The organism is Actinomycetospora sp. NBC_00405, assembly GCF_036044095.1.
Classification (GTDB): domain Bacteria; phylum Actinomycetota; class Actinomycetes; order Mycobacteriales; family Pseudonocardiaceae; genus Actinomycetospora; species Actinomycetospora callitridis.
The window spans coordinates 4,015,369-4,033,153 of the sequence record NZ_CP107938.1; the positions used below are offsets into that span (position 1 = coordinate 4,015,369).

Annotated in this window: 13 protein-coding genes and 1 riboswitch; of the genes, 4 read left to right on the forward strand and 9 right to left on the reverse strand. The window is 74.2% G+C overall.

The genetic code is table 11. The annotated features are described in order from the left end of the window. Positions 1–30 precede the first annotated feature (30 nt). The 4 genes from OG774_RS19835 to OG774_RS19850 form a co-directional block, all read right to left on the reverse strand. Positions 31–1,068: an aldo/keto reductase gene (locus OG774_RS19835; protein ID WP_328303568.1), complete on the reverse strand. Its 1,038-nt coding sequence runs from the start codon at positions 1,066–1,068 to the stop codon at positions 31–33. Positions 1,069–1,209: 141 nt separating this feature from the next. Then, entirely contained in the window at positions 1,210–2,697 is a 1,488-nt protein-coding gene (locus OG774_RS19840) for a GDSL-type esterase/lipase family protein (protein ID WP_328303569.1), read from the reverse strand. A gap of 108 nt (positions 2,698–2,805) precedes the next feature. Beyond that, on the reverse strand, positions 2,806–4,170 hold the full coding sequence (locus OG774_RS19845) for a purine-cytosine permease family protein (RefSeq protein ID WP_328303571.1): 1,365 nt from the start codon (positions 4,168–4,170) through the stop codon (positions 2,806–2,808). Further along, positions 4,162–4,304: riboswitch (TPP riboswitch) on the reverse strand. Its footprint overlaps the gene before it by 9 nt. Positions 4,305–4,412: 108 nt before the next feature. Then, the gene (locus OG774_RS19850) at positions 4,413–5,714 is read right to left on the reverse strand and encodes a DUF1996 domain-containing protein (RefSeq protein WP_328303573.1); all 1,302 of its coding nucleotides are present in this window, start codon (positions 5,712–5,714) and stop codon (positions 4,413–4,415) included. 493 nt (positions 5,715–6,207) lie between these two features. On the opposite strand from OG774_RS19850, the gene OG774_RS19855 reads away from it, so the two are divergent. Beyond that, positions 6,208–6,813, forward strand: a complete 606-nt coding sequence (locus tag OG774_RS19855) for a response regulator transcription factor (protein WP_274196866.1) — start codon at positions 6,208–6,210, stop codon at positions 6,811–6,813. Between the two features lie 12 nt (positions 6,814–6,825). Here OG774_RS19855 and OG774_RS19860 read toward each other — a convergent pair whose 3' ends face one another. The 4 genes from OG774_RS19860 to OG774_RS19875 are packed head-to-tail and all read right to left on the reverse strand — an operon-like array spanning position 6,826 to position 12,539. After that, positions 6,826–8,361 (reverse strand): hypothetical protein, encoded by a 1,536-nt coding sequence (locus OG774_RS19860; RefSeq protein WP_328303576.1) that lies wholly within the window; start codon positions 8,359–8,361, stop codon positions 6,826–6,828. Positions 8,362–8,419: 58 nt separating this feature from the next. After that, positions 8,420–10,060, reverse strand: a complete 1,641-nt coding sequence (locus OG774_RS19865; RefSeq protein WP_328303577.1) for an NAD-dependent malic enzyme — start codon at positions 10,058–10,060, stop codon at positions 8,420–8,422. A 25-nt stretch (positions 10,061–10,085) separates the two neighbouring features. After that, complete coding sequence (locus OG774_RS19870; protein WP_328303579.1) at positions 10,086–10,865, reverse strand: PIG-L family deacetylase; 780 nt, start codon at positions 10,863–10,865, stop codon at positions 10,086–10,088. A 24-nt stretch (positions 10,866–10,889) separates the two neighbouring features. Further along, positions 10,890–12,539, reverse strand: a complete 1,650-nt coding sequence (locus OG774_RS19875) for a hypothetical protein (protein ID WP_328303580.1) — start codon at positions 12,537–12,539, stop codon at positions 10,890–10,892. Positions 12,540–12,785: 246 nt separating this feature from the next. On the opposite strand from OG774_RS19875, the gene OG774_RS19880 reads away from it, so the two are divergent. Together OG774_RS19880 and OG774_RS19885 are read left to right on the forward strand one after the other, a co-directional pair. After that, positions 12,786–14,045 (forward strand): cyclopropane-fatty-acyl-phospholipid synthase family protein, encoded by a 1,260-nt coding sequence (locus tag OG774_RS19880; protein ID WP_328303582.1) that lies wholly within the window; start codon positions 12,786–12,788, stop codon positions 14,043–14,045. A gap of 66 nt (positions 14,046–14,111) precedes the next feature. Then, positions 14,112–14,870, forward strand: coding sequence for an SDR family NAD(P)-dependent oxidoreductase (locus tag OG774_RS19885; RefSeq protein ID WP_274196860.1), 759 nt, complete (start codon positions 14,112–14,114; stop codon positions 14,868–14,870). 12 nt (positions 14,871–14,882) lie between these two features. Here the strand turns inward: OG774_RS19885 and OG774_RS19890 are convergent, their stop codons facing one another. Then, on the reverse strand, positions 14,883–16,649 hold the full coding sequence (locus tag OG774_RS19890) for a TM0106 family RecB-like putative nuclease (protein ID WP_328303586.1): 1,767 nt from the start codon (positions 16,647–16,649) through the stop codon (positions 14,883–14,885). Between the two features lie 138 nt (positions 16,650–16,787). On the opposite strand from OG774_RS19890, the gene OG774_RS19895 reads away from it, so the two are divergent. After that, on the forward strand, positions 16,788–17,543 hold the full coding sequence (locus tag OG774_RS19895; RefSeq protein ID WP_328303588.1) for a DUF6474 family protein: 756 nt from the start codon (positions 16,788–16,790) through the stop codon (positions 17,541–17,543). The last annotated feature ends 242 nt before the right edge of the window (positions 17,544–17,785 follow it).

Genomic DNA, 17,785 nt, shown 5'->3' on the forward strand with positions numbered 1-17,785 from the left:
CGGGCGAGCGCTGTCGCCCGTTGCAGGGAATTAGTTCCCCGCCGCCGCCGCCCGCTCCTCGCGCGGCCGGCGACGCTGGGCCACGTCGCCGATCGCCGGCGGCTCGTAGGAGACGTCGCCGGGGTTGGCGTCCACGCCGGGCGGGACGATCTCGTCGATGCGGTCGAGCACCTCGTCGTCGAGGGTGACCTCGGCGCCGGCGAGGACGTCGTCGAGCTGCTCCATCGTGCGCGGCCCGATGATCGCCGAGGTGACGGCCGGGTGGGACACGGCGAAGGCCATCGCCATGTGCACCATCGACAGGCCCGCCTTCTCCGCGAGCGGGATCAGCTGCTCGACCGCGTCGAGCTTGCGCTCGTCGGTGAAGCGGCCCGGGGTGCGCTGCGACCGCTGCGTGCCGCCCTCCTGGCCCTTGCGGATCTTCCCGGTGAGCATGCCCATGGCCAGCGGGCTCCAGACGAGCGTGCCCATGCCGTAGCGACGGCAGACCGGGAGGACCTCGCGCTCGATGCCGCGGTTGAGGATCGAGTACGGGGGCTGCTCGGTGCGGAACCGCTGGAGGCCGCGTCGCTCGGCGACCCACTGGGCCTCGACGATGTCCGACGCGGGGAAGGTCGACGACCCGATCGCCCGGGCCTTGCCGCTGCGCACGAGGTCGGTGAGCGCCGAGAGCGTCTCCTCGACGTCGGTCTCGGGGTCGGGGCGGTGGATCTGGTACAGGTCGATGTGGTCGGTCTGCAGGCGGCGCAGCGAGTTCTCGACCTCGTGCACGAGCCACCGGCGCGAGTTGCCGCGGTGGTTCGGGTCGTCGCCCATCGGGGCGTGCGCCTTGGTCGCGAGGACCACGTCGTCGCGGCGACCGTGCAGCGCCTTGCCGACGATCTCCTCGGACTCGCCCTGCGCGTACACGTCGGCGGTGTCGACGAAGTTGATCCCGGCGTCCAGCGCCCTGTGGATGATCTTGATCGAGTCGTCGTGGTCGGTGTTGCCCCAGGCGCCGAACATCATGGCGCCGAGGCAGTACGGGCTCACCTTGATGCCGGTCCGGCCCAGCGTGCGCATCTTCACGAGCGCGTTGCTCCCTTCGGTCCTACGTGAGCGAAGTTCCCGGCTATAACCGGGAACTTCGCTCACGTAGCGAGGGGAGTGCCCCCTGGGGCCCGGTCCAAGCAGCCGAGCGCCGGGTGGTCGCAGGGAGATCCGGCGGGATCAGGGAGGCGGCACCGGGGCGGGCACGCCGACGCGGTCGACCACCGGGATCGTCAGGCGCAGCTCGCCCACGGCGGTGGGGTGGAACGGGTACCGGTCCTGGATCGACTGCAGGTCGGGGCCCAGGCCGTCGCCGTCCGGGACGCATAGCGGGGACAGCGGCGGGGTCACGACGTCGAACCCGTAACGGCGGGCGCCGGTGGTGAGCACCTGGTTGAGCGCGGCGTTCCGGTCCGCCAGCAGCTGGATCTCCTCGGGGGTGAGCCCGGGGTACTGCAGCGGCCCGCGCGTGGTGGCGCACTGCGCGTCGGGGCGCAGGACGTCGTAGGAGGTGATGACGACGACGCGGGGGTGCGACGGCAGGGTCGCGAGGTCGGCGAGCAGGTCGGCGTAGTCGCGGTCGAAGGCCGCCAGCCGGTAGCCGAACTCGCCGGCGGTGAAGTTGTCGGCACAGTCCGCCGCCGCGTAGCAGTAGCCGATGAGGTCGGTCCAGTTCAGGTCGTTGGGGCCGACGGCGACGGCCACGAACGCCGGGTCCTCGACCTGCTTGAGCCGTCCGATCTGTGGCGGGACCTGCACGCCGCCCGCCTGCTGCGGAGCACGCAGACCCGCGGAGATGCGCGCCCCCGAGCAGGCGAGGTTGAGCACCTCGTCGCCGATCGCCGTCGAGATCTGGTGGGCGAGCGAGTCGGTGCTGCGGGCGCACGCGACGTCCTCGGCGGAGGCGCCCGGGGCGACCGGCCCGCCGAGCCGGGCGACCCGCGAGTCCCCGATCACGACGCCCCGGACCCCGGACACGGTGGGCCCCACCGGGGACGGGGTGACGTGGTGGGCGCCGGTGAGGTCGGTGAGCGAGCGGGCGTCCCGCAGGCCCTGGGCCCCGACCACCGCCAGCACGCCGCTGACGCCCCACACGAGCAGGGCCGCGGCGAGCGCCACCACCGTCGAGCGCGTGAGCGTCCGCGAGAGGCGCCGGGCGACGACCGCGGGTCGCGCACCGGCGCCCGAGCGGCGCACGGTGAACCGCAGCATCGCGAGCACCCGCAGCGAGCCGACGAGCCCGCAGATGCCGAGCACGACCGCGACCAGGATCAGCGTGGCCCAGCCGTACCAGTGCTCGAAGCCGGTGACGATCGCCGAGAGCGCATCCGCCGGGCTCCGGCCCTGCGCGAGGGCGGCGACGGCGTCGCCCGCGGTCTCGTTGCGCTGCACCGGACCGATCGTCAGCTGCGGGCGCAGCGGCCCGTAGATCGCGACGTCGGGGACGTCGAGGCTGGTGTTGCCGATCTGGACGATGCGCGGCGGGCCCGACACCGTGGCCGTCGGCGCCTGGGCCCCGACGCTGAGCTGCTGCCCGAGCACCTCCACGTCCTGGTCGGGCGTCAGGGTCACGGCCGCCCAGATCCCGCCGACGACGCACGCGACGACCAGCAGCAGCGTCAGCGGTGAGCGCAGCTCACGCGCCCATCCGCGCAGGTGACCCGCCATTCGGCCCCCTCCACGCGTCGGTGTCGTCGTCCGGCACTCCAGCCGTACAGGACCGACCCGGCCGCCGTCACCGGGGCGGATGTCACGTCAGGAGGTCACGTCAGGAGGTCACGTCCGGCGCCGTTGCTCCAGACGCGCCAGGACCGCGGCCGCGAGGACGGCGACGAGGAACGACGACAGGGACGCGGACAGCCACGTCGGCGGCACGAACCCGATCGCCTCGCGCAGGAGGGTCCAGGCGTCCGACCAGACGGGCGCGCCCCCCGGGTTGATCAGCTGGTAGACCACCAGCCCGATCACCCAGGCCACGACCATCAGCGGGCGGGACGGCGCCCATCGCGACAGGTCGGGCGGGGTGCCGCGGCGCACGAGCGCATCGCCGACACCCACCCCGAGCAGGGGCACGAACACCGAGCCGATCACGGCCAGGAAGACCGCGTAGTCGTCGATCGTGACGCCCAGGGCGAGCACGGTGATCATGGTGCCGATCACCAGGCACAGGAGCCGGCGGTCGGCGCGCGGGGCGAGGTTCTGCACCGAGACCGCGGTCGAGTAGACGTTCGCGAACGACTGGTCGGTCTCGCGGGCGGTGAGCACGAGCAGCGCGACCAGCCCGAGCGGTGCGGCGAGCATCGGGGCGAACACCTCGTCGCCGTTGCCGCCGACCAGCGCGAGCGCGGCCAGGCCCACGACGAAGCACACGATCTGGGTGACCCCGTAGCCGACCGTCGCGGACGTGAATGCCGTCGAGACGCGCCGCGAGTGGCGCGAGAAGTCCGAGGCCACCGGGATCCACGACACCGCGACGGCGATCGCCGCGTCGGTGCCCGCCCAGAACCCGGCCCAGGAGCCGCCGGTGGTGGCGAGGTCGAGCTCGGGCCGCGTGAACAGCCACCAGGCGAGGTAGGCGACGGAGATCGCGACGAGCACGGTCACCACACGCCGGAGCAGGCGCAGCATCCCGAGCGGGCGCAGCGTGAGCACGGTCGTGACGACCCCCGCGCCCAGCACCCACGCCCACGTCGGCCCGCCGAGCGCGAGCGTGCCGGCCTGGGCGATGACGACGAGCTCGAACGTGCCCCAGCCGATGAGCTGCACGACGTTGAGCACCGACGGGATCCAGGACAGCACCCCGCCGAACAGGCCGCGCAGCAGCACCATCGCCGGCGCACCGGTGGCCGCGCCGGGCATCGCGGAGAGCCCGACCATCGCGCTGCCGATCGCCGTGCCGACGACCGTGGCCACGATCGCGGCGGTGACCGTCAGCGGGGGCGCTCCCGCCGGCGCCAGGACGGCGAGCACCCCGGCGAAGCCGAGCAGGCTCACCCCGAGGTTGGCCCAGAAGGCGCCCTGGTCGAGGAACCCCAGGGTCTTCGGCACCGGGCCGTCGAGGGTGGGGGCGACCTCGGCGGGGGCCCGGCCCGCGGCGGTGCCATCGGGTGCGGGCCTCGAGACGGACGACGACGTGCTCATCTGCAGCCTCCCTGCGCCGGCATGATCCGGATCAGGTTCGAACGGTCGGGACCGCTGCCTCTCGTCCCAGGAATGGGCGAAGTGCGGCCTGGTCCCCTCTCAGCCCGGTGGCCCGGACTCCCGTGAGCGCCGGTCGGCGCCTGCCCCGACCGTAGGTCGCCGGGCGCACGAACGCGAGGGGCCGCCCGCCGTGATCGTGGAGATCACGGGGACGGCCCCTCGAGGTCGTGCTCAGGCCCGGCCTACTGCTGCAGGTTGGCGCAGTCCTGGTTCTCGTTGATGCACTCCGCACCCGCGTCGTTCGACGCCTGGCTGGCGATGTTGTGGAAGTCGGAGTGGTCGGTCCTCGGGTCGTGCTGCTCGTTCGGGAAGCTGTCGATCTGGAACGTGCGACCCTCGGGCTGGTCGTACTTCAGGGTGATGCGCAGGGCCGGGATCGGCTCCTGGTCCTCCTCGCAGTTGCCCTGGTCGTCCGGGAAGAAGATGTGCGAGCGGAAGTCCTTGGACTCCAGGTTCTCGCCGTCCCAGCAGCTCGGGTAGTCGAGGATGCGCGTGAGCTGCTCGCCCGGACCGCAGATCGGGTACTGCTCGGTGATCCGGTTCTCGTTGCCCTGCCCGGAGCACGTGTACTTGGCGTTGACGTTCTTGCCGTCCTGAGCACCCTGCTTGGCGTTCCCCATGATCATCATGAGGTGGCTGGGCATGGCGGTGATCTCCCGGTCGCCGTGCCCGTGGAACGTCAGGTCGGCCGAGGCCGGCTTGATGATCGAGCCGACGTTGCCGTCGAGGCTGCCGCCGTTCTCATCCTCGTCGGGGCTCGCGCCGTTGATGTCGCGCAGGACCGGCCAGAAGAAGGCCGAACCGTCGCCGTTGACGCAGGAGGTCTGGCCCGCGTCGGCCGCTTCCTGGAGGGGGTCGTCGTCGGAGTTCGCGTCGGTCGTCTGGTTGCCGACGTAGTCGTGGACGTGCTGGGCGCCGTTCTCCTTGCCCGGCGCGGCCATGTAGTTGTCGGAGTTGTTGTGGTCGCTCACACCGCAGTCGACGGTGTAGGTGCCCTGCGCGTCGTTGAACACGCCGCCCTCGCCGATGTTGCCGTTGGCCTCGACGTCGCTGATGTCGACGTAGTCGCCCTCGTCGGCGTTCGCGGCGTCGGCACGGCCCGGGAACGGGTCCTCGGCCTCGGCGGCCTCGACGGCCGCGCCCTCGTTGTCGGCGTTGACCTCGCCGACGTCCTCGGTCATCCCGTTGTTCTCGTCGCCGCGGCGTTCGTTGCCGCCGTCGCCCTGGCCGTCCTCACCGGCGTTCTCGTCGCCGTTCTGCTCGCCCTGATCGTCGGACCCCTGGTCCTCGTCAGTGGCCTCGGCAGAGGACCGGCCCTCGTCGTCCGAGCTCTGCTCGGAGTCGCCTGAGCCTGAGTCCTCGTCGCTCGAGAAGGCGCTCAGGAGGCCGGAGTCACCTGATTCGGAATCGGCGAAGGCCGAGCCGGCGACGGTGACCACACCGCCGGTGACCAGCAGCGCAGCCACGATCGCGAGGATGCGCATGGGGAGTGTTGTGCGATGTCGTCCGCGTCGGGGCACGGGGAACCTCCTGACGGTGCCCGGGGCGCCGGGACGGGGGAGCTCGTCCAGGGGTCGACGCCGGGGGACACGGGTGTCCTGGTGTCGGCGGAGCGCGGACGGCGGCAGCGAGGGGGAGCGTCGCCGTCCGGCTCCGACGGGAGGTCACGGTAGGGACACGACCGCTGGGCCGGGGCGGACCTGAGAAAACCTGTGACTCAGCGCCGCCCGCAGGCCCGCTCAGCGCGACGAAGGGACGGTCTATGCCGCCGAACGGACGAGTTCGTGCGCCGCTCGCCGCACCTGACTCTCAGGAGAGTGCCGTTGGTGAGCATCACGTTCCCGCTCGCCGCTCGCCGATTGAACTCGGACGCGCGCCGCGTCAAGCTGGGCCGCGATGAGACCTGATCGTTATGCGGGCGCGGAGCGGGGCCGCGTGCTGTGTGTGGCCCCTTCCCATCGCACAACGAGCGTCCTGGTGGGGACGTTGCGGTCGCACGGCTTCGAACCCCAACTCCTTCGTGAGAGCTGGAGCGTCGGGGCGACCGCGCGGGCCAGCGGGGCACGCGCCGTGGTGCTCGACATCGAGATGCCCGGGCTGCGGCCGGTGGAGGTGCTCGCCGACCTCCACCGCGACGCCCCGCGCACGCCCGTCATCGCGCTGACCAGCCCCGAGGCCCGGGACCGCACCGTGTCGACCCTGCGCGCGACGCAGGACGACTACCTGGTGACGCCCTTCCCCATGGAGGAGCTGCTCGCGCGGCTGCGCCTGCGGCTCGGCGACGACCGCCCGACCGCCCAGCTGTTCCTGCGCCGCGGCGAGGTCATGGTGGACACCGCGCTCGAGCAGGTGTTCGTCGAGAGCAAGCCGGTGAGCCTCTCGCGCACCGAGTACGCCGTCGTCGACGCCCTCATCCGGCACCCGCGCGGCCAGGCGATGTCGCAGGAGCAGCTCGTGACCCGCGTGTGGGGCGGCCCGCCGACCTCGAACATCGTCGAGGTCTACATCGGCTACCTGCGCCGCAAGCTCGGCGCGGAGCGCATCCGCACGGTCCGCGGGCGCGGCTACATCCTCGAGGGCTGAGCCCCCGGGCCCTCAGGGCTCCAGGACGAGGTGCCCCGCACCGCGTCCGAGGACGTAGGTGGGCCAGCCCGGACCCGGGCCGGGCTCGTAGGTCAGGATCCGGTCCGGCGGCTCCACCGGCGTGCGCTCGGCGTGCAGGAAGTTCAGCCGCAGCAGGAACCCCCCGACGGGACCGCTCGCGGCCAGCCGGGAGTCGACGACCGACATCAGCCGCGCGCGGTCGCTGAACTGGTCGACGATGTCGCAGCGGCAGGCGAACGCGAGGGTCCCGATCTCGCCCGGCGCGAGGACGCTCTGATCCGGGGGCAGCACCCGGCCGAGCTGTGTGCCGGCCTCGATGTAGTCGGACGCGGTGGCCCAGTTCCCGAACACCGCCGGGTTCGGCCACGGCGTACCCAGGCCGGTCTGGTGGCCGACGCTGACGCCCGCGACGACGGCGAGCCCGGCGACGACGGCCCCGGTGCGCCGCAGGCTGAGATCGGCCGCGCCGAGGGACGCCGCGAGGGTCAGCAGCGCCAAGGACGGGCAGTAGTACCAGATGTAGGACGAGACGCCCATGGCCGCGTAGGCGGCGTAGTGCACCGCGCCGGCGAGCCCCGCCGCCACGATGACGCGGTCGGTGAGCCGACCGCGGCCCGCGATCCAACGGACCGCCGACGCCACGACCGCGACGATGCCCACGCCGACCACGAGGCCGACCACGAGCATCGGGATCGGCCAGCGCTCGACCATGAAGAGCGGCCCGTTGCCGAAGACCTCACCGCCGGGGAAGGCACCGCTGGTCTTGATGATGAGGCTGTCCGGCACGAAGCTGCCGAGCACGAACCACGACCAGATGTGCCACGGCAGCGTCACCAGGGCTCCGACGCCGACCGCGAGCACCGCCTCGCGCGGTCGGCGGGGCGCGGCGGCCACGAAGAGCACCGCGACCAGGACGACCGCAGGCAGGGCGAGGTCCGGGCGCGTGAGCACCGCGAGGCCCGTGACGACCCCCGTGGCGACCACCCGCCGCGCGGTCGCGTAGCGCACCACCGCCACGAGGAGCGCCGCGACCAGGAACGACTCCATCCCGACGACCGACGCGAAGATCGGCGACGAGACGACGAGCCCGACGGTCAGGACCCCGACGACGGCGCGCCGCAGGCCGAGATCCCCGGCGAGCTGACCGGCCCACACCGCCATCGCCGCCGTGGTGAGCACGAGCACCAGGCCGGCGGCCACGACCGGGCGACCCGTGACGAGGATGCCGCCGGCGAGCAGCCAGACGTTCAGGGGCGAGGTGGCGGAGTTCGCGTCCCGGAACGGCGTGAGGCCCCAGTGCCCGTGCTCGACGACGTTCCGGGCGTAGTCGAGGGTGATGTAGGAGTCGTCGGGCATGCCCTTGTAGGCCACGAGGAACAGCAGCCCGCCGAGCAGCCCGCCGACCGCGGCGATGAGCGCCGTCCCCCACCACTCCCGGCGGCGGTCCACCCGCGACCGGTCGCCGTCGACGAGGGTCGGGACGTCACGGACCGGACGGGTGCCCGTCTCGTCGAGGCCGGTCGCCACGTCAGAACTCCTCGGGGTCCGGTACGCCAGCTGTCGACGTCCATATCACCACGGGGGGCTACAGGTGCTGGTACGTGGGCGTCCAGCGGGTCGAGCGGACGAGCGCGCGCAGCTCGTCCTCGCTGCGCGCCGGGGCGACACCGTCGGCGACCGCCTGCACCGCGACGGCCACGGCGATGTCCTCGGCGACCGCGCGGACGTCGGCCCACGGCGGGAGCAGCGGGGCGTCCGCGTCCCTCAGGGCGGGCGAGGCGGCGCCCAGCGCGCGGGCCGCGGCGCGCATCATCGCGTCGGTGACCCGCGTCGCCTGCGCTGCGGTCACCGCGAGACCCATCGCCGGGAAGATGTAGACGTTGTTGCACTGCGCGACGGGGATCTCGCGGTCGCCGCGGCGCAGGGGCGCGAACGGCGAGCCGGCGGCGACGAGGGCACGGCCGTCGGTCCACGCGTCGAGGTCGGCGGGCCGGGCCTCGGCGTTGGCCGTCGGGTTGGACAGCGGGAAGACGATCGGCCGCTCGACCTTGCCCGCCATCGTCCGCACGATCTGCTCGGTGAACGCGCCGGCCGCGGTCGACAGGCCGAGCAGCACCCCCACCGTGACGTGCTCGACGACGTCGGCGAGCTGCGGCAGGCCGTCGACCCCCCACCCGGCGACGACGTCGGGGGCGACGGCGAAGCGGCGCTGGGCCTCGGAGAGGTCCTCGCGGTCGGCGGTGAGCAGGCCGCGGACGTCGACCACCCAGCAGCGGGCGTAGGCCTCCTGCTCCGGGAGCCCCTCGTCGACCATCTCCTGGGCCACCATCTCCATGACCCCGACACCGGCCGAGCCGGCGCCGAGCATGACCACCTGCTGGTCGCGCAGCCGCGTCCCGGCGACGTCCGTGGCGCCGCGCAGCGCGCCGAGCGCGACGGCCGCGGTGCCCTGGATGTCGTCGTTGAAGGTCAGGAGCTGGTCCCGGTAGCGCTGCAGGATCGGCAGGGCGTGGGGCGTCGCGAAGTCCTCCCACTGCAGCAGCACGTCGGGCAGCTCCGCACGGACGGCCTCGACGAAGCGGTCGACGAACTCGGTGTAGGCGTCCTCGTCGATGCGGTGGTGGCGCCAGCCGAGGTAGAAGGGGTCCTCGAGGAGCGCGGCGTTGTCGGTGCCCACGTCGAGCAGGATCGGCAGGGTGCGGGCGGGGTCGATGCCGCCGATCAGCGTGTAGAGCGAGAGCTTGCCGATCGGGATGCCCATGCCGCCGACGCCCTGGTCGCCGATGCCGAGGATGCGCTGGCCGTCGGTGACGACGATGACGTCGACCTCCTCCTGCGGCCGGTTGCGCAGCGCCTCCCGCAGGTGCTCGCGGTCCGGCCACGACAGGTAGAGGCCGCGGGGACGCCGCCAGATCTCGGAGAAGCGCCGGCAGCCCTCGGCCACCGTCGGCGTGTAGACGAGCGGGAGCGTCTCCGGGACGTGCGCGGCCAGCAGCGCGTAGAAGAGGCGCTCGTTGCGGTCCTGCAGCGAGCGCAGGTACACGTAGCGGTCGAGGTCGCTCGCCAGCCGCTGGACCTCCGACCAGCACCGACCGATCTGTTCCTCGAGGGTCTGCACGCCGGCCGGGAGCAGCCCGAGCAGGCCACGCTCCCGCCGTTCCTCCGGGCTGAACGCGGTGCCCTTGGTCTGGTGGGGGTCCGCCAGCAGTCGCCGTCCTCGGTCCACGGCGCCCACCCTGGCCGGTGCGACGCTATGCGGGGAAGAGCGTGTCCTCGCGGTGTGCGGGGTCGCCGCCCGCACGGATGAACCACTCGGTGCCGAACGCGAGGGCGAACCGGTCGTCGTCGAGCGTGAGGAAGAAGGAGTCGTCGGCGATCTGGCTGCGGTGCGCGCGCATCGCCGCGCGCTTGGCGTCGAGCCAGGGGGTGACGTCGACGCGGGTGGTCAGCTCCGACTCGGGCGAGCCGAAGGAGTCGGGATCCAGATCGGGCCCCTCCTCGCCGGTCTCCTGCGCCATCAGGGCCACCATCTTGCGGAACTCGTCGCGGTTGGACGTCGCCTCGTAGACGCGCGGCGTGCCCGCGAGCTCCCCGGCGCGCCGCCCGACCCGGTGCACCTGGATGTGGTCGGGGTGGCCGTAGCCGCCGATGCGGTCGTAGCAGGTGAGGACCTCGGCGTCCTCCTCGCGCAGGATCGCCGCGAGCCGCTCGGCGGCCTCCTCGACGTCGGCCGACCAGAACGACCCGGAGGCGCCGTTGGTGTCCGTGTCGACCATCCCGGAATCGACGTAGCCCAGGAACTCCACCCGGGCGATGCCCAGCACCGCCGCGGCGTCGTGGGTCTCCTTGACCCGACGCTCGGCGAGGGTCTCGCCGTCGGCCAGCACGCCGGGCACGATCTCGCCGTGCTCGCCCCGGGTGGCGACCACCAGCACCACCCGGTGCCCCGCGTCCGCGGCCGCCCGCATGACGCCGCCGCAGGAGATGCACTCGTCGTCGGGGTGCGCGTGGAAGCTCACCATGGTCGCCACGCGGCCGAGCCTAGTGATCGGCCCTCAGGCCAGCGCGATCGACGCCACCAGCACGACGAGGACGAGCAGGACCACGGCCGCGGCGCCCAGGATCGCGCCGGCACGCGGGCCCGGGCCGCGGGCGAAGAGCTCGCGGCCCGGCAGGCCCTCGGACCGTGCCGCGCCCGCCGCCCACGGCGGCACCGTCTCCTCGGGGCGGGCGACCCCTCCCCCGGCCGATCGTGCCGGCACCGACCCCGGCACGAACTGGGTGCGCTCGGGAGCGGGCGGCGCCGCGCGGGGTGGGACACCCCGCGGAGGCACCGACGAGCGGCGCACCACCTGCGTCACCTCCGGCTCCGGGACCCCGCGCGTGACGACCTGCGTCCTATCGGCCGCGGGTCCGGCCGCGTCGCGGACGACCTGGGTGGTGTCCGGCGACCCGTGCCCGTCGGTCCCCTCGGTCGACCAGCGGAACGGCGGCGGGAACGGATCGGCCGGTAGCGGGCGCTCGTCGGTGCGCGCGGCGTCGTCCGCGTCGTGCTCGTCCTCGTCGGCGGGCGGGGGCGGCGGACGCCGCGCGGGCGCCGCCGGCGTGCCCGGGAGCGGCGGCGCGTCGGCGGACGGTCCGGGAACGGGGATGCCGCGGGGGCTGAGGTCCCGGGGGACGTCCTCCTCGGGCGGCGCCGAGGTGCCGCCGTCCTGCTCCTCCGGCGCACCGTGTCCTGTGGACACGGTCTCCGCGGGCGTCTCGTCGGGTGCGGCCGACTCCCGCGCCTCGGGCGTCTCCGCTCGCGAACCGTGTCCTGAGGACACGGTCTCCGAGAAGGGCTCGGCAGGAGCGGTCGGCGCCGGCACGCCTTGCTCCGCTCGCGAACCGTGTCCTGAGGACACGGTGTCGGCGGGGGGCGGGGTCGTGCGGGTCCCGGGTGGGTCGCCGTCCGCGGGGGCGGGCGTCGGCGGGGCGAGGGCGTCGGCGAGCGACCCGAGCACCGGGCGAGCCCCGGCCTCCGGACGGTCGCGCTCGGTCGCCGGCCGGTCGGTCGCCTCCGACGGCGGGGGTGTCGCGGCGGTTGCCGGCGTCGACGGCGCGGGCCTGGCGACCGGCTCGGCCGCCGGGGCGGCGCGGCGGGGCTCACGGGCCGCCGGCCCGTCCGCGGACCGGGGCGGAGGAGGCGGCGGGGTCGCCGGGGAGGCGGCGCGGGGCGCGCCGGGGCCGGACGGTGTCGTCGGAGGGATCGCAGGGCCGCCGGGGTGCGCCGGCCCGGCCACCGGCGGGCGTCGGGAGAACGGCGGAGTGCCGGGCGGCGGTGTCCGGGGCGGCGGTGTCCGGGGCGGCGGGGGCTGGGACCGCGGGGGCTGGGAGGTCGGCGCGGGACCGGGCCCGGTGCCCGTCGGCGGCCGCACCCCGTTCGGGCGCGCGGGCGGCGGCGGGGCGCCCCGCACGCCGTGCCGGGCGTCGGGCGTCGTCGTGGCCGCCCGGGGGCCGGCGGCGGCCCCGTCGTCCTCGAGGCCCAGCTCGCGGTCGGCGGCGTCGAGCTCGCTGTCGTCGAGATCGTCCGCCGGGGTGGGCGGCGGGGGCGCGGGCAGCCGGGCGGCGAGGAGCTCGTCACGTCGCCGCCGATAGGACTCGGCGTCGACCCGCCCGGTGGCGAGGTCCTCGTCGAGCCGACGCAGCTGCTCGGGGACGCCCATCTCACCTTCCTCCGGGGCTCTCGGCGGACGGCGAGGTCACCCTCCGGTCTCGAGGACTCCGCACGGTAACCCACCGCGGGGCCTCCTGAGTGATCGTCGGCGAGGACCCCGGACGTGATCTCCGCGAAAAGCGGCGAACACTCCGGCGCCCGATCACGAAGGTGCCGTGGAGTGCGGCGACAGGGCTCGCACCGCGACGGATGCACAGGCGGTCGAGAAGCCGGCCGCGAACGAGAGGACAGCCACGTGTCATCGACCTCGCGCACCACCGAGCCCCGCCGCGTCGTCCCGCGGCCCGCAGAGGGTGTGTGGCCGGGCCTGCAGGACCCGGGCGAGAACCGGCTCCGCATGACCGTGGCCCGCGCCCTGGTGCGCGCGGCCATCGTCCGCCTCCCGCTGCACCTCGTGTGGCCCGACGGATCGGTCGAGGGCGACCCGCAGGGTCCCGAGCTCCGCCTCATCCGTCCGGAGGCCTTCTTCACGCGCCTCGGCCGCCAGGGCCTCATCGGCTTCGGCGAGGGGTGGATGGTCGGCGACTGGGACTCCGACGACCTCGTCGGCGTGCTGCGCTGCCTCACCGACCACGTCGAGCAGCTCGTGCCGCGTCCGCTGCGCAACCTGCGCCGGGTCTACGACCGCGGCCAGCCGCACGAGGAGGTCGCGGCCGACGCGACGGTGTCGCGCGAGAACGTCCACCGGCACTACGACCTGTCGAACGACCTGTTCAGGCTCTTCCTCGACGAGTCGATGATGTACTCCGCCGCCTGGTTCGACCCGGCCCGGCCGGCCGAGTCCCTCACCGACGCCCAGCACCGCAAGATCGACGGGATCCTCGACCTCGCGGGCGTGCGTGCCGGCAGCCGCGTCCTCGAGATCGGCACCGGGTGGGGCGAGGCCGCGATCCGCGCCGCCCAGCGGGGCGCGCGGGTGACGACGCTGACGCTCTCGGTCGAGCAGGCGGAGCTCGCGCGCGTCCGCGCCGAGCAGGCCGGCGTCTCCGACCGCATCACCATCGACGTGCGCGACTACCGCGACGCCGTCGGCGAGTACGACTCCGTGATCAGCATCGAGATGATCGAGGCCGTCGGCGAGCGCTTCTGGCCCGAGTACTTCGCCGCCGTCGACCGGCTGCTCGCCCCCGGCGGTCGCTTCGGTCTCCAGTCGATCACCATGCCGCACCACCGGCTCCAGGCGACCAAGGACAACTACACCTGGATCCACAAGTACATCTTCCCGGGCGGCCTGATCCCCAGCCTCGAGGCGATCGACGCGACGCTGGCGGGGCACACGTCCATGGAGGTCGTCGAGCGCCGCTCGATCGGCCTCGACTACGCCGAGACGCTGCGTCGCTGGCGGGCCACGTTCCTGGTCCGGGAGCCGGAGGTCCGTGCGATCGGGTTCGACGAGACCTTCGTGCGGATGTGGGACTTCTACCTCGCCTACTCCGAGGCCGGCTTCGCCGCGCGGTACCTGGACGACTTCCAGCTGGGCATCGCGCGGCGATAGACGTCACGGCGCGGACCGTCAGGACTGACCGGCGGCCCGGTCGGTACGGCGATAGCCTGCGCACCCATGGACACGACCGATGTCGCCGCGATCGTCACCGGTGGGGCCTCCGGCCTCGGGGGCGCCACCGTCCGCAAGCTCGCCGCGGGTGGCGCCCGGGTGATCGGGATCGACCTGCCCTCCGCGGTCGAGGACGCCGAGAAGCTCGACAACGTCGAGTACGTCGGCGCCGACGTGACCGACCCCGACCAGGTGGCGAGCGCCGTCGAGGCGGCGACGTCCACCGGCCTGCCGCTGCGCGTGGTGGTCAACTGCGCGGGCATCGGCACCGCCGGGCGCGTGCTGTCCAAGAAGGGCCCGCACGACCTGAAGGTCTTCCAGCAGGTCATCGGGGTCAACCTGGTCGGCACGTTCAACGTCATGCGCCTGGCGTCCGAGGCCATCGCCGCGACGGAGCCGCTGGCGGACGGGGCGCGCGGCGTCGTCGTCAACACGGCGTCCGTCGCCGCCTTCGAGGGACAGATCGGCCAGATCGCCTACTCGGCGTCGAAGGGCGGCGTCGTCGGCATGACCGTGCCGGCGGCCCGCGACCTCGCGCAGTACGGCATCCGCGTCATGACCATCGCTCCCGGCATCATCGACACCCCGATGCTGGCGGGCGTCGAGGAGTCGTTCCGCGAGCAGCTCGCGGCCGGCATCCCGTTCCCCCAGCGGCTCGGGCGCCCCGACGAGTACGCGCAGCTCGTCGCGATGATCGTCGAGCACGACTACCTCAACGGCGAGGTCATCCGGTTCGACGGCGCGCTGCGGATGCAGCCTCGCTGACCGGCCTGACTCTCAGAGGTCCTCGAGGAACGGGACCTCGAGGACACGGTCGGACGTGAGCCACGTGCGCAGCGTCCACGTCGCCCGCACGTCGTCGGCGTTGTAGACGAGCAGCCGCTCGCGCTGCGCGGTGTCGGGCTCGCCCCCGTCGAGGGCGACCGCGGCGCGGTACCAGCGCATGGAGTTCTCCCCGCCGGCCTCCGGGTCGTGCCAGGCGAAGCCCGCTGACGGCGCGACCCGCTTGAGCCCCTTGCCGTGCGGGCAGAGGAAGGCGTCGCTGACGACGGGGAAGAGGTCGATCCACGCGTCGGAGGCGATGAACTCCTCGATCTCCGCCGCCGGGGGCACGCCGGCCATGCCGGCGAAGCGCTCGGCGGAGGCGCGCAGCCAGCGGTTCTCCGCCTGCTCGTTGTAGCAGTAGGCCCGCAGCACCAGCCCGCGCTCCGCACACCGGGCACGGACGTCGGTGAGCCACGTCCAGAACTCCCCGAACGAGCGGCCCTCGTCGCGGGTCGGCAGCGGGTCCCAGGTGACGAAGCCGCGGTAGCCGGGCTCGACCCCGATGTCGACGCCGGAGAGCAGCGCGCCCCACAGGTACGCGCCGTCCTCGCCGAGGCTCTCCATGTCGACGTCCACCTCGACGTCGCCGCGCGCGACGGTGGGCCGGCGGACTCGGCGCACCAGCGGGACGTCGCGACGCCAGGCGCGGGCGAGGGCCACCGCCTCCCGCAGCTCGGCGCCCTCGAGCGCGCCGTCGCCCACCTCGGGGTCGTCCGGAGGCGGGCCGGGCAGCCCCACCGCGGGATCGAGCGCCGCGAGCTCGCGCACGGTGGTGACGCCCCGGCCGCGCAGCCGCAGCGCGGCGTCGCCCCGGACGACGAGGCTGACGTCGTCGACCGCGCGCAGCTCGGCCTCGCACGTCGGCCACCACGGGCAGCGGCGGCACTCGGTGATGCGTGAGGGCTCGGCGAGCGCGGGCGCCCGCCGGCGCGCGGCCTCGGCCACGGCCAGCCGGTCGGCGTGCCGCCCGTCGTAGGTCTCGAGCGCGCTGCGACCGCCGGAGCCCGACGGGGCCGCCAGGTCGATCCACACCACGACGTCGGCGTCGAGGCCGACGACCCCGCCCCAGACCGGTGCGCCCGGGCTCTCGGGGGGCGCCAGGTCCGCCGCGCGCAACATGCGGTGCAGATGGGCGAGACGGAGCACGTCGCGGGTGACGGTGCGGATGCGGCGCGTGTCGTCGGGAGCCGCGGCCGACGGGTGCGGCCTCCCGAGCGGCGACGTCAGCGCCCCGCCCCCGGGATCGGTGACGCGGTGCCGCACGACGACCAGGGGCCACCAGCCCGAGGACGGATCGCCCGGCTCGGCCCGCACCAGCACCTCGACGTTGCCCCGGCGGCCCTCGGCGGCCGGCAGCTCCGCCCCGCCCACGAAGTCGGGCACCGGGGCGGGACCCGAGAGGAGCGCCTCGGTGGCCTCCGCGCGCGCCCGCGAGCCGGACGCCGGGGGCACCGACGTCCAGTGCGGGCCGAGGAGCTCCGCCCACCGGGCGGCCAGATCGGCACGGTGGGCCGCCGCGTCGGCACGGCGCATCGCGACCCCGGGATCGGCGTCGTCACCGCTGGGCGGGGGGCCGCCCGGGAGGTCCTCCACCGGGACGTGCTCGAGGTGCACCCGGCGGCGGCAGCGCGTGGTGGCGGCCGCGTCGAGCAGGACCGGTCGGGGCGCGGCGGCGGGCGCGCACCCGTCGTCGGCCTCCCGCGCGGTCGTCGTGCTCATGTCCCGAGCTTCCCACGCCCCCCTGACACCCCGTCACGCTGCGGGATCCACGCCGGGCGCACCGGGTGGGCGGACCACTAGGGTGCGGGCGTTCGCCCGGGCGCCCGACGCGCCGCGGGCACGAGACGGGGAGGGTCCATGGGACTGCTGCGCCGCGGACGGCCCGCGACGGAGGCCGACGCGCTCGAGATCAGCGACGACGTCTTCGTCGTGAGCCCGAAGGCCGCCGCCCTCGCGGTCTCGGCGCAGAAGGAGCGGCGCAAGGCGGCCCGGGCGGAGCGGCTGCTCGCCGAGACGCAGGAGGCCACGCTCCTCGGCGACAAGAAGGCCCTCAAGGCCGCGAAGAAGCGTCGCAAGAACGAGCCCGAGGACGAGGACGACGACGACCCCACCGGCACCGTCGCCGACCCGCTGACCGGCGCGAAGATCAAGCGCTACATCGGCATCGCCCGCATCGTCGTGCCCGTCGTGGCGCCGATCGTCTACCAGGCGGTCGGCATGGCCCGGGACCGCTGGGACGCCCACCGCGCCCGCCAGTTCGGCGTCGCCCCCGACGAGCTCGCGGAGTTCACCGGCCGCGGCGCGGCGCTCTACGCCCGCATCCACAACCTCGCGCTCTCCGCCCGGGACCTGCGCTCGCGCTACGGCGACGGCGACAGCAACGACGCAGCCCGGGCCACCGAGGTCCGGTCCTTCGTCGACGACGCCCAGCAGCGCCTCACCGACCTGGAGTCCGCGGTGCGCGCCGCCGAGCAGATGCCCGGCTCACGGCGGCGCAGCGCGCACGTCGCGGTGGGCGGCGAGCTCGACCGCATCGAGAACCGGCTGCTGGCGCTCTGGGGCGTCGGCAACCCCACGCGCACAGCGATCTCCGGCGGCACCGACCGCTCCTGAGCACCCGGGGACGTCCCGGGACACCCCGGAGATGGCCCGATCGGGCTACCGCCGGGTGTTCCCGGCACATCACGATCTCGATACGCGTCGTCATCACGCTTGGTGACCTCGACGCCTCTCAGGCGGGTGGGATCGCCTCACCGTGGCCTGGAGCTGGCCGAATCCGGTTGTGGACGGCCCGTCGGTGCGCGCGTGGCTACCCAGTGCGTCCGGGGCGCGCGAGAAACATCCCTCGAATGTCG

What these genes read in the sequence shown, in the direction of transcription:
- OG774_RS19875 (WP_328303580.1), bottom strand. Translation starts at nt 12,539, where the DNA reads ATGGGCGTCCCCGAGCAGCTGCGTCGGCTCGACGAGGACCTCGCCACC.
- OG774_RS19895 (WP_328303588.1), top strand. Translation starts at nt 16,788, where the DNA reads ATGGGACTGCTGCGCCGCGGACGGCCCGCGACGGAGGCCGACGCGCTC.
- OG774_RS19845 (WP_328303571.1), bottom strand. Translation starts at nt 4,170, where the DNA reads ATGAGCACGTCGTCGTCCGTCTCGAGGCCCGCACCCGATGGCACCGCC.
- OG774_RS19890 (WP_328303586.1), bottom strand. Translation starts at nt 16,649, where the DNA reads ATGAGCACGACGACCGCGCGGGAGGCCGACGACGGGTGCGCGCCCGCC.
- OG774_RS19850 (WP_328303573.1), bottom strand. Translation starts at nt 5,714, where the DNA reads ATGCGCATCCTCGCGATCGTGGCTGCGCTGCTGGTCACCGGCGGTGTG.
- OG774_RS19840 (WP_328303569.1), bottom strand. Translation starts at nt 2,697, where the DNA reads ATGGCGGGTCACCTGCGCGGATGGGCGCGTGAGCTGCGCTCACCGCTG.
- OG774_RS19885 (WP_274196860.1), top strand. Translation starts at nt 14,112, where the DNA reads ATGGACACGACCGATGTCGCCGCGATCGTCACCGGTGGGGCCTCCGGC.